General features: G+C 58.2%; 22 protein-coding genes. 6 read left to right on the plus strand and 16 right to left on the minus strand.

From position 1 onward, the window contains the following. The first annotated feature begins 27 nt into the window (after positions 1–27). The 6 genes from ABD903_RS20900 to ABD903_RS20925 all read left to right on the plus strand — a co-directional run bounded on the left by ABD903_RS20900 (position 28) and on the right by ABD903_RS20925 (position 3,410). The gene (locus ABD903_RS20900) at positions 28–537 is read left to right on the plus strand and encodes an NUMOD4 domain-containing protein (RefSeq protein ID WP_345227443.1); all 510 of its coding nucleotides are present in this window, start codon (positions 28–30) and stop codon (positions 535–537) included. A gap of 144 nt (positions 538–681) precedes the next feature. Continuing rightward, the gene (locus ABD903_RS20905) at positions 682–2,184 is read left to right on the plus strand and encodes a hypothetical protein (RefSeq protein ID WP_345227444.1); all 1,503 of its coding nucleotides are present in this window, start codon (positions 682–684) and stop codon (positions 2,182–2,184) included. An 18-nt stretch (positions 2,185–2,202) separates the two neighbouring features. After that, a complete protein-coding gene (locus ABD903_RS20910) occupies positions 2,203–2,379 on the plus strand; it encodes a hypothetical protein (protein WP_345227445.1) in 177 nt (58 codons plus the stop codon). Positions 2,380–2,381: 2 nt separating this feature from the next. Further along, the gene (locus tag ABD903_RS20915; RefSeq protein ID WP_345227447.1) at positions 2,382–2,618 is read left to right on the plus strand and encodes a hypothetical protein; all 237 of its coding nucleotides are present in this window, start codon (positions 2,382–2,384) and stop codon (positions 2,616–2,618) included. Beyond that, positions 2,608–3,045, plus strand: a complete 438-nt coding sequence (locus tag ABD903_RS20920; protein WP_345227449.1) for a hypothetical protein — start codon at positions 2,608–2,610, stop codon at positions 3,043–3,045. Before ABD903_RS20915 ends, ABD903_RS20920 begins: the two co-directional genes overlap by 11 nt. 209 nt (positions 3,046–3,254) lie before the next feature. Further along, positions 3,255–3,410: a hypothetical protein gene (locus ABD903_RS20925; RefSeq protein WP_345227450.1), complete on the plus strand. Its 156-nt coding sequence runs from the start codon at positions 3,255–3,257 to the stop codon at positions 3,408–3,410. Between the two features lie 164 nt (positions 3,411–3,574). Here ABD903_RS20925 and ABD903_RS20930 read toward each other — a convergent pair whose 3' ends face one another. The 16 genes from ABD903_RS20930 to ABD903_RS21000 form a co-directional block, all read right to left on the minus strand. Further along, entirely contained in the window at positions 3,575–3,895 is a 321-nt protein-coding gene (locus ABD903_RS20930) for a hypothetical protein (RefSeq protein WP_345227452.1), read from the minus strand. A gap of 1 nt (position 3,896) precedes the next feature. Continuing rightward, complete coding sequence (locus ABD903_RS20935; RefSeq protein WP_345227454.1) at positions 3,897–4,052, minus strand: hypothetical protein; 156 nt, start codon at positions 4,050–4,052, stop codon at positions 3,897–3,899. A gap of 11 nt (positions 4,053–4,063) precedes the next feature. Further along, a complete protein-coding gene (locus tag ABD903_RS20940; protein ID WP_345227455.1) occupies positions 4,064–4,927 on the minus strand; it encodes an RNA ligase family protein in 864 nt (287 codons plus the stop codon). A gap of 29 nt (positions 4,928–4,956) precedes the next feature. Next, positions 4,957–5,424 (minus strand): hypothetical protein, encoded by a 468-nt coding sequence (locus ABD903_RS20945; RefSeq protein WP_345227456.1) that lies wholly within the window; start codon positions 5,422–5,424, stop codon positions 4,957–4,959. Between the two features lie 2 nt (positions 5,425–5,426). Then, on the minus strand, positions 5,427–5,645 hold the full coding sequence (locus tag ABD903_RS20950) for a hypothetical protein (protein ID WP_345227458.1): 219 nt from the start codon (positions 5,643–5,645) through the stop codon (positions 5,427–5,429). Beyond that, on the minus strand, positions 5,642–6,022 hold the full coding sequence (locus ABD903_RS20955; RefSeq protein ID WP_345227460.1) for a hypothetical protein: 381 nt from the start codon (positions 6,020–6,022) through the stop codon (positions 5,642–5,644). The genes ABD903_RS20950 and ABD903_RS20955 overlap by 4 nt, the downstream gene beginning before the upstream one ends. 20 nt (positions 6,023–6,042) lie before the next feature. Continuing rightward, positions 6,043–7,161, minus strand: coding sequence for a PDDEXK family nuclease (locus tag ABD903_RS20960; protein ID WP_345227462.1), 1,119 nt, complete (start codon positions 7,159–7,161; stop codon positions 6,043–6,045). Continuing rightward, positions 7,161–7,412 carry a hypothetical protein gene (locus tag ABD903_RS20965; protein ID WP_345227464.1) on the minus strand — a complete coding sequence of 84 codons (252 nt, stop codon included), beginning with the start codon at positions 7,410–7,412 and terminating at the stop codon, positions 7,161–7,163. Before ABD903_RS20965 ends, ABD903_RS20960 begins: the two co-directional genes overlap by 1 nt. A 108-nt stretch (positions 7,413–7,520) precedes the next feature. Next, positions 7,521–7,751: a hypothetical protein gene (locus ABD903_RS20970; RefSeq protein ID WP_345227466.1), complete on the minus strand. Its 231-nt coding sequence runs from the start codon at positions 7,749–7,751 to the stop codon at positions 7,521–7,523. Positions 7,752–7,761: 10 nt separating this feature from the next. Next, positions 7,762–7,959, minus strand: a complete 198-nt coding sequence (locus tag ABD903_RS20975) for a hypothetical protein (protein ID WP_345227468.1) — start codon at positions 7,957–7,959, stop codon at positions 7,762–7,764. A 64-nt stretch (positions 7,960–8,023) separates the two neighbouring features. Continuing rightward, positions 8,024–8,386 (minus strand): DUF3127 domain-containing protein, encoded by a 363-nt coding sequence (locus ABD903_RS20980; protein WP_345227470.1) that lies wholly within the window; start codon positions 8,384–8,386, stop codon positions 8,024–8,026. Next, positions 8,379–8,861: an HNH endonuclease signature motif containing protein gene (locus ABD903_RS23295; RefSeq protein ID WP_425555541.1), complete on the minus strand. Its 483-nt coding sequence runs from the start codon at positions 8,859–8,861 to the stop codon at positions 8,379–8,381. The genes ABD903_RS20980 and ABD903_RS23295 overlap by 8 nt, the downstream gene beginning before the upstream one ends. Beyond that, the gene (locus ABD903_RS20985) at positions 8,861–9,079 is read right to left on the minus strand and encodes a hypothetical protein (RefSeq protein ID WP_345227471.1); all 219 of its coding nucleotides are present in this window, start codon (positions 9,077–9,079) and stop codon (positions 8,861–8,863) included. The genes ABD903_RS23295 and ABD903_RS20985 overlap by 1 nt, the downstream gene beginning before the upstream one ends. A gap of 113 nt (positions 9,080–9,192) precedes the next feature. Next, positions 9,193–10,725: a replicative DNA helicase gene (gene dnaB, locus ABD903_RS20990; RefSeq protein WP_345227473.1), complete on the minus strand. Its 1,533-nt coding sequence runs from the start codon at positions 10,723–10,725 to the stop codon at positions 9,193–9,195. Positions 10,726–10,740: 15 nt separating this feature from the next. Continuing rightward, positions 10,741–11,199, minus strand: coding sequence for a hypothetical protein (locus tag ABD903_RS20995; RefSeq protein ID WP_345227475.1), 459 nt, complete (start codon positions 11,197–11,199; stop codon positions 10,741–10,743). A 3-nt stretch (positions 11,200–11,202) separates the two neighbouring features. Further along, complete coding sequence (locus tag ABD903_RS21000) at positions 11,203–12,306, minus strand: hypothetical protein (protein WP_345227477.1); 1,104 nt, start codon at positions 12,304–12,306, stop codon at positions 11,203–11,205. Between the last annotated feature and the right edge of the window lie 2 nt (positions 12,307–12,308).

The raw sequence follows: 12,308 nt of genomic DNA on the forward strand, positions 1-12,308 counted from the left end.
ATCATATGTTTTATAGTAAATTACAGCATGGAAATATTCATGCCTATTGCCGAAGTTCAAGGCCGATATGAGGTATCAAACCTCGGTCATGTTTACAAGGTAGCGGAGATCATTATCCGCTCTAACGGAAGGCCACAAAGTCTGCGGCGCAAGCTGTTGACTCCTGTTTTCGGTAAAAGCGGGTATTTAAAAGTACGACTTAGGGTGACCGCAGGTGTTGTAAAGAACTTAACGGTTCATTCTTTGGTGGCCAAATACTTTGCTGCTGGTTGGCAGAAGGGATTACAAGTCAATCATATTGATGGGGTAAAAACTAATAATTGTGCATCAAACCTTGAGTGGGTTACGCCAAAGGGGAATATTCAGCACGCACATGCTATTGGACTTGCCAGTAATAAAAGATTTAATAAGCCTGTGTTAGCAGACGATACTCTCTATCCTTCAATAACCGCTTGCGCTACCGCATACAATGTACACCCCGCCTCTATTTCCAACTGGTGCAAGGATAAATCACGACCCCGGTTCACATGCGCTTAACAAGACTCGACGTGCGGACGTGGTGGGCGCGGGTGAAATAAGCCGCGTCGTACGAAAATTGTGTGCGGTTTGTTGATAAACCGTGCATAATTTTCGTACCTTGTTGAGAGTTAAGCGTGTCCCACCAACCACACACGACCCCGCATGGCCAACTACGCCGACCTCGCCGCCCTGTACGCTACCCGCTATCCTGACCACACCGACGCCAACGAATTACGCGGCCTGATCCTGGCCGATTGCCCGCAGTTGCAGAACCGGGAGGGCGTGCGCGCCGTGGGCCGGGCGGTGCGCCGCGAGCTGGAACGCCGGGCGGCTTCGCCCGCTGCAACTGCGCAGGGGCAGGAAACCGAAGAAGGCCCGTGGACGGTGGAGGAAGGCCACTACACCTGGGAAAGCAAGAAGCAGGGGCTGGTATTCCGCCGCCGCGTGGTGGACGTGGACGAAATGTTCTACGCCTATTCCTCGCACGGCCTGAACCTGAGCCAAGTGCAGATGCTGCACGACTTCGGCCTCTCGTCGTGGGAATGGAACACGCTCAAAGCCCGCCTGTTCCTGCAAAAGTTCTCGAACGTGTTTTCGCCGTTCACGGTCGCCAACACGGCGCCGGAGGAACTGGAAGCCATGATGGAGGCGAAGATGGCCCGCCGCTACGAGCGGCAGGGGCCGCTTTTGGAACGCTCCCACCGCAACGCGGCCGTCAAGCAGCTCAACAAACTGCTGGCCCGCCAGGAGCAAAAGGAGCAGCGCCTGCAACGCCTCGCCCTCGAACTCAGCGACCTGCTGCCGGAGGTCAAGTACCGCTACGTAGCCCGCGCCGCCGCCCACGTCAACGGCCCGCAGGACTTGGTGGTGACCATCGCCGACCCGCACGTCGGGGCTGACGTGAAGGAACTGCTCAACGCGCCGCGCTACAACCAAGCGGTGCTTTACCGCTACGCCGACCAGCTCATCGAGCGCGTCAACGCCCGTGGGGCCGCCAACGTGTACATCAACTTCCTCGGCGACGGCATCGAGTCCTTCGGCGGGGCCAACCACGCCAACACCTTCCTCGGGTTGAACAAGGAACTGGCCGGGGCGAAGGGCGTGAAAGCCTGCCTGGAGTTTCTCTCCTACATCGTCGAGCGCGTCTACAACGTGCGCGAGGTCTGGGGCGTGGCCGGCAACCACGACCGGACCAGCAACCGCAAAGACGAGGACACCAACGGCGAGGCCGCCACGCTCTTGTTCATGCTGCTGGCCGAACGCTACCGCCACACGGGCGTGGCCGTGCATTTCCGCAACGACGTGCTCGTGCGGGCCGTGGGCGGCATCTGCTACCTGAACACGCACATGCACCTCGGGCTGGCCAAGGGCGACAAGAACCTCGCCGACACCATCGCCCGCCACCGCATACCCGGCCTCTACTGCGTGACGCTGGGCGCCCACCTGCACTCGCGCATCACGAAGATGGACACCGACAACAGCCGCGTGTGCCACTCGCCGAGCTTCTTCACCGGCAACGGCTACTCGTCCGACGGCGGGTGGAGTTCGACGGCGGGCTTTCTGACCATCGAAAACATCGGCGGCGGCTTCCCGCGCGTGGTGGACGAACCGCTGTTCGCCGAAGCCTACGCCGCCACCACCCAAGCCACCCATTCCCAACTCTAGCCACCAACCCAACCCCGCATGATTCGCCTCATTCTTACCGTCCTCTTTTTCGTCGCCGTGTTTGCTTTCCTCAGCGGCGGCCTCCACTACACGCAGAAAACCCCGACCAGCACCGTCAAGCACTCGTGGCGCGTGGTCGCCACCGACAGCGGCGTGTTTCTGCAAACCCAAACCGACACAATCCTCGCCAAGTAACCATGAACAACACCGACAAGCAAACCCTCAAGTACCAGTTGATCGGCACCCGCCGCAACGCCGCCATTTTCTTCGGCTCGCTCGCCCTGTTCGTGGGTGGGCTTATTGGCCTCGCCGTGAACGGCAACGGCGTGGATAAAGTCGGCATCAGCTTCGCCATCGGCGGCGGCGTCATCTTCCTGGTCAACCTCGGCGTGACGCTGTTCAGCGAGGAAAAACAGCGCCAGCGTGGAGAGTAGCTTCTGGCTGGCGGCCTCTCTGCCCGCCTACACCGTGCTCAGCGGCGCGCAGCAAGGGCTGATTACCGGCATGTTTCGGGAGTTCCTGCCGCCCAAGTACCAAGAATGGGTAGACGCGGCCCTGCACTACGGCGGCGTGCTCATTTACGGGCTGCTGGCGGCCGTCGTCGCCTACGCCGTGGGTGACTGGCGCATGGTCATTGCCGCGACGGTGTGGCGCATCGCTTTGTTTGACGTGTGCCACAACGCCTCGCGGGCGTGGTTCGCCCACCGCAACAAAGTGACGCCCGTGGCCATCTTTGCGGTAGGCACGAGCGCGTGGAGCGACAAAGCCCTGCAACGACTGGCCCGCACTTTCGGCGGCAACGCATCCGTGTACAGCGCGGCACTACGCCTTGCGGCGCTCGTCAGCCTGCTATTTTTGTAACAACAAGTATTACGTGTGTGGAAAGGCCCGGCTAGTAAGTCGGGCTTTTTTTGTGTAAAAAACACTTTGAATAAAGACTTTTTGTGCAAAATATTCGTACCTTGAAGTCGTAAACAACGGCGCTTTACGCGCACTGCCATGCTCCTATTTCTTCATGGGCTATGGCGTAGTACAGTGCTTTGGATAAAGCAGCTCGCGGACGGGGCGTTATGCTCACTAAACCCCCATGCTGCTCCGACCCTGTGGTACGTCGCCCGACTGGTCCGGCTGCGCCGGGCGACCAGGACCGCCGCGAAAGCGACCGACCCACCCAACAAATGTCGCTGGTGGTGCAGCCTGCCCGCAACGTGCTAGGCTTCCGATGAGAAGCTGAGATACGAGCCAACGCAGTGGAGTTTCTACGCAACACAACCCCTCCCTGGCTGCGCCACCCTAATCCTTGGAAGCCCTCTGAACCACGAGGCACCATATTATACGAAGAAAGCCCCGCCATTCTCACGAGTGACGGGGCTTTCTGTTGGCGGCTGGCTTACTCCGCTTCGGCGAGGCTTTCTTCCAGTACTTCGCTCAGGCTGATGCTTTCGATGGGCGGCACGGCGGCGAACCTGTTCTGGTTGAAGTTCGCTTCGGGTACACCCTTAGCCATCGGTGGGTTCACGATTTCATCCAGCAGCACGCCCACGGCGGCGGGCGTAGTAACAAAGCCGCGTACGTGGTAAACCGGCCCTTTGCGCGGCGTGGTAAACTGCGGGTGGCTCGGGTGGCTCGGGTGGTTCAGGACGTGCATAATGGCGAAGTTGTCGTTCGTGCAGACAATCTCTTGGCCGATGTGAAAGAGGGGTTCGGGCATATCAATTAGCGTTGAACTCGATGTAGTCGTGGCGGGCCGGGTGGCCTTTCATGTGGCGCAGGCTCCGCACCGGCATGTACAACCCCCAAAAGGAAGTCATGGTGCAAAGATTGCCCCACGCGTCGATAATCAGCGAACCGGACAGGGGCGGTTTCACGGGGCATGGGGCTAAGCAAGCTGTGCTTGCAGATACTGCTTAAATACCTGAGCCGCCTTCGCGCCAATGGCTTTCGCAGCAGCTTTGCTTTCTACGATTTCGCCTTTGGCCTCACGAAGCACGTCTTCCAGCATGGCATTAATAACCTGTGGCGTGCTTTCGATACCAATTCCCTGTGGCAGTTTATCAAGTACGTGTAGCAGGCGCATGGGCGTTACCCACTCGTCAGCAATAGCCTGGGCACCCGCCAATATCGCCGCAGCCTCAGGGCTTACCTCGCGCGGGGTCTTTGTTTCCATGAACTCGTCGCGCTTGTGTTTGCTGATGATGCGTGAGCCATTGTTTAACGTAGCTTCTACCAGCGGCCGCAACACCACGCCCTCGCGTTTGTGACCGCCGCCCATTCCGTTGCGTTGCGCAGCGGTTGAGTCTCTGTCGCGCTCCGCATTTAGCGCCGCTAGGTCAGTAGAAACCCTTTCGTAGGCAACAAAAGTGATACCGAGCTTTTCAGCCACATCGGCGGCGCTGGGCACAGCCAGCCACACGTCTCCTACTTTCACATCAAACACTGAGAAGCATAGGTTAGGGCCATAAGTGCGACTCATCCCTTGTTGCTTGCCGCCAAATGCTTCGCCGTAGACAATTACATCAGCAAACGGAAAAACCTCGTTAAACTTAGCCGCAAGCGCCTCTGCATCAAACAACCCTATAAAGCGTTCGTGACTCTCGCCTCCCGCAAAGAAACCAACCCGTTGCGTTGCGTGCCTCCATGATATGTGGGCTGAGGTGCCGTGAATCTTTTCCAACGCATAGCACTCTTTAAACAATAGGATTACTTGGTTCTTGTACAGGTTGTCGATGTGCAGGTAGCCCATGATGGTGGTGGTTGGTTTGGGTTGGTGGATTACACTAAAGAGGTTTGGGTGCCGGGCGGGGGCAGCAGGGGCCGCCACTCCTTGCCCATGAGGCGGGCGCAAAACACGTCGAGGGGCCAGTGGCGAAACCAGCGGTCGGCGGTTTTGAGGCCGTCGGTGTCGCGCAGCTCGATCAGTTCCAGCACCATTTCCACGCACTCCTGCGCGTACTCGGCTTCGTCGCGGGCGAATTGCGCCTGCACCCGCTGCCACTCGCTCATTTTCATGTCCTCGTCGTACTTGGGGCGGCGCGGCGGGTCGGGCGACGGGTTACTCAGCGGCTTCTTGCGAAACAGGGCGCGCAGCTCGGCGGGCGGCAGGGCGTTGAACGCGCCCCGCACCTGGCGGATGAGGCGCTGCTGGGCGGGGTAGTCGCGGACCACGTTGGTGGCTACGTCCAAGGGACCAACTTCGGGGCTGTAGCGGCGGTTTTGGGAGCCGGGGGCGAGGTCGTTCATGGCTAGTCGTGGTATGAATCGTTGTCTGAATCCATGCAGGCTATTCCCCAGGCAAAAATGGTCAGCACCGTAAACAAGGCGCCATACCAGTAGTGTCCCGTGTAAAAGGCCACGAACGTTAGGATTGCGCCACCCAGCAGGAAGTATATCCACACGAAGGCAAGCACAATGAATAGCGCGATTCCAACGGCCCGCAGCAGCCCGTATCCAAGTGCCTTCATGACGCTACCGCTAGCTCAGTGGAACCATATAACGCGAACTTGCGGGCCTTCTGCTCGGCGTCCTGGCTTTCGGCGAGCAGGCGCTTTAGCTCCTTGATTTCGCCGTCCTTGTGGTCGATGGCGCGGAACAGGCGCTCGATGCGGTCTTGCAGCAACAGGTTGGGCACGATGCCGTCTTTGCGCAGGCCGATGGCGTAAATGTTCTGCGCGTAGGCCGCGCCGATGCGCCACTCGTCGCTTTTGTCGAGGCCCGACTTGTGGATGATGCGCGGGGCAATCGAGAGGGTGGTGAAGTCGGCGCGTTCGGCGTGAATGGCGTCGGTGGGGGTGTCGGTAGCGAGCATCTGAAACAGCGTTGGCGTAGAGGTTTGGGGCAAGCGTTACGGGGTAATGATGATTATTTGGATTCCCAATCAGGGAGCAATCCACGCCACTGCTTGTTGGCTTTAAACCAAGTCGAGTCGCGTACTATCAGTTTGATGTGGGGATGGTATTTGGCCATGCGTTTGATGGTGGTTACCGAGCGGCTATCCATCCATCCCTTTACTTCGTGGAACTCGATGGAACCATCCAAGAGCTTCACGCGGAAGTCGGGCAAGTAGGACCGGACGCCACGCTTGATTCCCTCAAACCAGAAGGTTTCAACCTCGTGGTCCCAATCGAGTATTTGGCCTTGTTCGAGTAGCCACTGCAACACGCGGGCGTAGTTGGCCTCCCATGCGCTGCGATAGTACTTGCGGTTCTTGCCTATTTCTCGCCACCCAGCCTTCCAAGTCTTCTTGCCGTCACCTGTTTCGATACCCTTGCGAAGCGACCCGTTGGCTACCTTGGCGTTATATTGTTTGTCGATAAACGCCTGTTTTTCATCTTCGCTCATGTTAGCCCACATGAATGAAGACGATTCGCTTATTCGCTCCTTGGTTTTCTCGGAGTGTTTCTTTCCAAGCATTCCTTTGGGGTGGCCGTTTGCTTCGATGTTTGCCTTTGCTCTTGCGCTCATTCCGATTTTGAGTTCGTCACTACATGGCCGGTTGAGGTTTGTTAGGCCGACCTCTCCTGCGTAGCGGCAAACAAAGGCTTTCGTGCGGCCAATCTCGTTTGCTAAGGACTCTAACTTTCCGTCGCCGCTAACAAATCTTTCGCGGTAAACAGACTCAATCAGCGCCTTTTCTATATCCGTTAGGATATTCATGCTGCGACTAGCACCCATCTTCTGCAACCGCTCGTGGACAGAAGTGCGGTTTAGCCCTGTTTTAGCGGCCACTTGATCGAGCGTCATGGGAGTGCGATACAGGCTTAGGATTTCCTCGCTAGACACCTTGTTCTTGCGTTTCTTATCCATTGCCCGAGCCTTATCCATTTGCTCGTCGACAATTGGCGGCGCATCGACCAACGGCACCAGCGGCTCCGGTGCGGGCAGCCCGGCCGGCATGATCCAGCGGTTGCGCTTGCCCTTGCCCGCGCCGCGCATTTGCTCGGCGGTGTAGCGTTCGGTTTTGTCGTTTTTGGCGCTCATTACACCTCTTGAAAGAACTCGTAGCCACGCGCCTCGAAGTAGTGCATGGAGTCCTTTAAACTCATGGTGTTGTGGTGGGCCACCACGCGGCTCGATAGGCTCAGTTGTACAACATAGCCGCCGTCTTCGTGGGGCAACAACATGCCAATCAGCTTGCCGTCTTTCTTGGCGAAAATGCCGTGGAATTTATTGACCTGTGGAAAGGCAATCGTGTTAGCAGGCAACACAGGTTCGAGAAGAATCTTTTTCACGGCTACTTCTTTTTGGGTGAGGGTTTGGCGGGTCGGCCGCAGTAGCCACACCGGCCGGCCGCGTCGGCAGGCAAGGGATGCGGGCAACGGCACACGGACTTGAGCATCTTAAACAGGCGTTCCGGTGATGGTGGTGTGGGTGGGGTGCAACTGCTGTTCGGAGCGAATCAGCGCCATTGCGAGGTTGGTCTTGTACCTCTCGGCGTCCTGGAGCACGGTTTCGGCAACGAACTTGGAGAGGGCGTACACTTCTTCGTCGCGGGACAGAATGGCCCCGTGCTCGGGCAGGGCGGCGAATGCGGCAATGCAATGGGCGGCGTACTCGGCAGGGGTTCTCATGTCGGTTGGGTTAGAAGTGGGTGTTTTGGAGGGTGCGGGATTCGAGAACGGTAATCAGCAACTGGCTGCTGGCGGCGTGCGCCTCGCGGTTTTCCTTCGGCACGCCGGGCTTTCCAGCGGCATCAACCAAACGGTCGTTGAGCTTGCGCAGGGTGTGGGACGGAAACAGGTGGGGCTTGCTGGGCGTGAAAAACTTGCGCAGGTACATGGGGCGGGGTAAAAAGTGGGGCCGGCGGAAGCCAGCCCCTTGTAAGCGTTTGTGCGTCAGCGGATTAAAACGGCAAGTCGTTGTCGTCGTCTGACTTGATGGGCGCGGCCTTCTGCGGTGCGGCGCCACCGGCACGCTGGCCGGTTTTGTTGCCTTCGATCTTCCAGGCTTCGAGGTTGGTGAAGTAGAGCGTGTCGTTGTTCTTCACAAAACCCCTCCCTCTTAAATTAAAATTGACTGTGATTTCGTCACCAATGCGGAACCCATCGATTAGCGCCGTTTTGTCCTGAACGAGCTGAAACTTGATGTGCTCGGGGTACTGGCCCTCTTTAATCTCAATCACAAATTCGCGTTTTGAGAATTTTTCGGATACCTGCTGCGTGTCGTACATCTCATGCAGGCGACCTGTGGCGGTGTAGTTACTCATGGTTGGGTATTTGTGGTTTGTTGGTTTTGTTTCTTCTTTCAGCGCGGCACGCGCGGCAATAGCGGTTTCCTCGGTACATGTACAGGTTAGCGCCCGTAAACTCGTGATTCCTTTTGCAGAATGGTTTAATGTGCCTTCCTGCGGTTGAGCGACCACGGGCCACCTTCTCATCCATGTTATCCTGATGCGTCCCTAACGACAAGTGATTAGGGTTAACACAGGCAGGGTTGTCGCAACTGTGCAAGACGTGCAATCCGTCTTCTATTGGCCCTTTGCACAACTCGTAAGACACGCGATGAGCAAGCTGAGCGCCGTTGTTTACATTAAACCATCCGTAACCATCACGGCGGGTTGAGGCGGTCCAGTTCCAACAGGTAGGCGTTTTCTCAACCTTGGCCCAAAATCTTTCAGCCAAGGGCTTTTTTCGCTGCGGCCGCGTGGTTGGGTATCTAGAAGGTGCGTCTAAAACTGCCATTACCGGCTGCGTTTTGCCTGCTTCCTTTCCCTTTTGGCTTTGGCAGCATCCACGCGTTGACGCTCGAATACACGCCGCTTTTCCCAATCCATCTGATCGAGAGGTCCGCGCTGCAATTCAAGGGCGGACGAGCCTTGCACATGGCCTGAGCCGGCTTGTGCCAGAACAGCCATTGACAGCGCCATGCGCATCATGCCGGATAGGTGAGAACCTTTCATGGTGTTGGTTGGGTTGTGTGGCGTTGTTGATGAATCAAAGTACGATAATTATGTACGGTATACCAAATATTTGTGTGTAAATATTTTCGCTGCCGCACACAATTTTTGAACGGCTAAAACGGCGGCTCGGAATTGGCTTCGTCGAGGCTGAGCTGGCGGAAGGATTGGGGCGCGGGCGGGGCTGGCGAATCCTCAAAGGTGGAGGGCGGCAGGTCGGTGGCTTTCTTTTCCGATACGTCGGCGAACTGGCTCCAATCGGGCTGGTCGTCGAAGAACTTACCCGTGGCAATGTCGCAGTTAACCGTTACCGTATCGACCGGCCCGTTGCGGTGTTTGGCGACAATTAACTCGGCGCGGCCGGCTGTGGGGTTGCCCATGTCGTCCTCGGTGATGCCGTAGTATTCAGCGCGGAAGGGGAAAAGCACCACGTCGGCGTCCTGTTCAATCGCACCCGATTCGCGCAGGTCGGAGAGTTGGGGCCGCTTATCGGCGCGGGCCTCCACGGCACGGGAAAGCTGGGAGAGGGCAATGACGGGAATGTTGTTTTCTTTGGCGCAGAGCTTGAGGCCGCGCGAAATGGCGCTGATTTCCTGCTCGCGGTTGCCGCCTTTGCCGCTGGTGCCGGTCATCAGTTGCAGGTAATCGACAATCACCCACTTGCAGCGGCCTTCGGCCACGCGGCGGGCCACCTTGGCGCGGAGTTGGGCCACGGTCAGCGAAGCCGTGTCGTCAAACAGTAGTTTGCTGGTGCGCAGCTTGCGGGAGTCGGTCCTGAGCTGGTCGAGCGTGCGGCCGTCGGGCAGGTGGCCCTTGCCGAGTTGCGAAGACGTGCAGCCGGTTTCGGTGGCAATCATTTTGATTTCCAATTCCTCGTCGCTCATTTCCAGGGTGAAGAAGATGCCCGGCTCGTCGAAATCCACGGCGGCGTTGCGGGCAAAATTGAGCGCCAAACTGGTTTTGCCCATGCCGGGGCGGGCCGCGATGATGATAAGGTTGCCGCCGCGCCAGCCACCCGTCAGGCGGTCGAGCGAAAGGATGCCCGAGGGCACGCCGACCAAACCCTTGGCTTCCATTGCGAGTTTGATGCGCTCAAACGCCGGGTCGAACAGTTCGTCGGCGCCTTTGGCGTCTTTGGTGGTCAGCGTATCGGTACACGCCCCGAGGGTGGTTTGAGCCTTGGCCAGCAGCTCCAACGGCGACTGCGTGCGGTCCATCACGTCGCGGATGATCTGTTGGGCCACGGCCTGCACCTGGCGCAGCGTGTAGTATTCGAGCAGCTTGCGGCAGTGGGTTTCGATGCTGGCAGGCTTGCCCGTGGCGGTAGCTGACTTCACCACGGCTTCCTCGCCGCCGACTAGGGAAAGCGAACCAGCCGAGCGCATCTGCTCGGTAATGGAAACCACATCGACGGCTTGGCCTGTGCGGTTCAACTCGAACGCGGCCTCGAACATCGCCATGTGCAGCGGCTGGTAGAATACGGCGCTGGTGCGGAATATCGAAAGGGCCGTGCGCAGGGCGTCGGGCGATTCGCACAGAGCGGTCAGCACCGCCTGCTCCACCTTGGGCGCGTTGGGCGGGGCCGACGACTTGGCGGGTTTGATATCGCCGAGAACGGCATCGAGGGCGGCGAGGTCTTGGTCAAACATGGTTGGCGGAATGAATTAGGCGAGGGTGCGGGCGTGTCGGGCAAGCAGGGTGTTGTCCCAACCGGGCGGCGGCGTTTGGCAGCCGTTGGGGTAGCGAGCCAAGATCGGCGCAAGGCGGTTCAGGCGGCGGGCAACAGCGGCGGGCAGCGGCTGCTCGAAGTCGAGCACCTGGATAAGCGGCGTGAAGGCGTTGAGGTTGCGGTGTGCTTCGCTTTGGGCTTGGAGCAGGGCGCGGGTCGGCGCTTGGCGAATGTCGATAAACTCGCTGAGCTGGCCGAACAGGGTGCCGATTTGCTGGGTCGCGTCGCGGATAAGCTGAATTTCCTCGGCTTCACGGGCAATGGCTTTGGCCGTTTCTTCCGTGGCCGGCTCGGCTTGCAAGTGGCGGATGCGGGCGAGGCGGCGCTTGGCGCGTTCCAGCAGCGGTTGCAGCGCGTGGTGGAGTTCCTGTTGAAAGTTCTCGGTGGCGCTCATGGCTTAACGGTAAACTTTGGTTTGCTGGGCGGCGATTTTGTCGGGCGAGTAATTGGAGCCGGTGGCGGCCACGGCGGCATTCTGCACTACGGTTCCCTTCGCGGTGTGGATTACGAGTTGGCCTTTGTCCAAGTCGCGGCGCATGGACCCGCGCACGGCTTCCACCCAATCAATGCGCTTTTCGCCCTTGGATTTGCTCCAACTCAACAGCGCCTCGTGGTAGTGTTGGAGGTCGGCCCGCGCAAATCGGGTGTCTTTCAGAGCCAGAAACTGCTGCTCAAACACTGAAAAGTCGGCCAGGGGCGAATCGGCCATCAAGCACATTTTCGCCACCCACTCGGATTTCTTTTTGAGTTGGTCTTTTAGGGCTTGGACTTCTTCATTTTTCTTTGCGGCCCAATCGTTGGCCTTTTTCTTGGCTGCCACCAGCTCGTCCTCGGCCTTCATTCGGGCTTCGGTTTCTTGGGTAAGCTGGCGGGCAACGTCCCGCGTCGTGTTGCGCTCAATTTCCGCCTTGATGACCAATTCCTCAATCTCAGCCTTCGCCGCCGCGAGAGCTGCGGTAGCAGCGTTGAGTTGTTCGCGCAATTCCGCCTCGCTGTTAGGGAGTAGTAGGGTTTCTTCTGTCTTCTGTTCTGTAGTAATAACTGTAGTAGGTAAACACTGTGTTGAGAGGGCTTTACTCACTATGTTGAGAGGGCTTTCAACAGGGTGTTTAGAGCCTTTCAACAGGGTGTTTAGAGCCTCGGTGTTGCCGGTGGTGTAGGCCCGGCGCAATTCGGGGCTGGGCGTGAGGGTGCGAAAGCGAAAATCGCCCTTCGGGAAGGCTGTTTTGAGTACCCCTATTTTATCCAGGGCGACCAAGTGACGCGAGGCCGAATTAGCGTGGCAGTTGGCGACGCTGGCGAAGTGCTCGTTGCTGGCGTGGCACTCTTGCTTGCCTCCGTTTTCGTACAGCCAGCAGGCTTCGATCAGGATGGCTTTGGCCGCTGGCGCTAGGCCCTTCAACTGATTTATAGCGTTGCGTATAGGCTCGCCTTTGCGCTGGTAAGCAACGCTGGGTTCGTCGGTGGTGATGGGGCGTACGATGGCTTCAGCAGCAGACATTG

It is taken from the genome of Hymenobacter koreensis (assembly GCF_039541855.1).
Lineage (GTDB): Bacteria > Bacteroidota > Bacteroidia > Cytophagales > Hymenobacteraceae > Solirubrum > Solirubrum koreensis.

Bases quoted from the DNA above. Each gene is read 5' to 3' on its own strand.
- ABD903_RS20900 (WP_345227443.1), top strand. From the start codon at position 28: ATGGAAATATTCATGCCTATTGCCGAAGTTCAAGGCCGATATGAGGTA.
- ABD903_RS20905 (WP_345227444.1), top strand. From the start codon at position 682: ATGGCCAACTACGCCGACCTCGCCGCCCTGTACGCTACCCGCTATCCT.
- ABD903_RS20910 (WP_345227445.1), top strand. From the start codon at position 2,203: ATGATTCGCCTCATTCTTACCGTCCTCTTTTTCGTCGCCGTGTTTGCT.
- ABD903_RS20915 (WP_345227447.1), top strand. From the start codon at position 2,382: ATGAACAACACCGACAAGCAAACCCTCAAGTACCAGTTGATCGGCACC.
- ABD903_RS20925 (WP_345227450.1), top strand. From the start codon at position 3,255: ATGCTCACTAAACCCCCATGCTGCTCCGACCCTGTGGTACGTCGCCCG.
- ABD903_RS20930 (WP_345227452.1), bottom strand. From the start codon at position 3,895: ATGCCCGAACCCCTCTTTCACATCGGCCAAGAGATTGTCTGCACGAAC.
- ABD903_RS20940 (WP_345227455.1), bottom strand. From the start codon at position 4,927: ATGGGCTACCTGCACATCGACAACCTGTACAAGAACCAAGTAATCCTA.
- ABD903_RS20945 (WP_345227456.1), bottom strand. From the start codon at position 5,424: ATGAACGACCTCGCCCCCGGCTCCCAAAACCGCCGCTACAGCCCCGAA.
- ABD903_RS20950 (WP_345227458.1), bottom strand. From the start codon at position 5,645: ATGAAGGCACTTGGATACGGGCTGCTGCGGGCCGTTGGAATCGCGCTA.
- ABD903_RS20960 (WP_345227462.1), bottom strand. From the start codon at position 7,161: ATGAGCGCCAAAAACGACAAAACCGAACGCTACACCGCCGAGCAAATG.
- ABD903_RS20970 (WP_345227466.1), bottom strand. From the start codon at position 7,751: ATGAGAACCCCTGCCGAGTACGCCGCCCATTGCATTGCCGCATTCGCC.
- ABD903_RS20975 (WP_345227468.1), bottom strand. From the start codon at position 7,959: ATGTACCTGCGCAAGTTTTTCACGCCCAGCAAGCCCCACCTGTTTCCG.
- ABD903_RS20980 (WP_345227470.1), bottom strand. From the start codon at position 8,386: ATGAGTAACTACACCGCCACAGGTCGCCTGCATGAGATGTACGACACG.
- ABD903_RS23295 (WP_425555541.1), bottom strand. From the start codon at position 8,861: ATGGCAGTTTTAGACGCACCTTCTAGATACCCAACCACGCGGCCGCAG.
- ABD903_RS20985 (WP_345227471.1), bottom strand. From the start codon at position 9,079: ATGAAAGGTTCTCACCTATCCGGCATGATGCGCATGGCGCTGTCAATG.
- dnaB (WP_345227473.1), bottom strand. From the start codon at position 10,725: ATGTTTGACCAAGACCTCGCCGCCCTCGATGCCGTTCTCGGCGATATC.
- ABD903_RS20995 (WP_345227475.1), bottom strand. From the start codon at position 11,199: ATGAGCGCCACCGAGAACTTTCAACAGGAACTCCACCACGCGCTGCAA.
- ABD903_RS21000 (WP_345227477.1), bottom strand. From the start codon at position 12,306: ATGTCTGCTGCTGAAGCCATCGTACGCCCCATCACCACCGACGAACCC.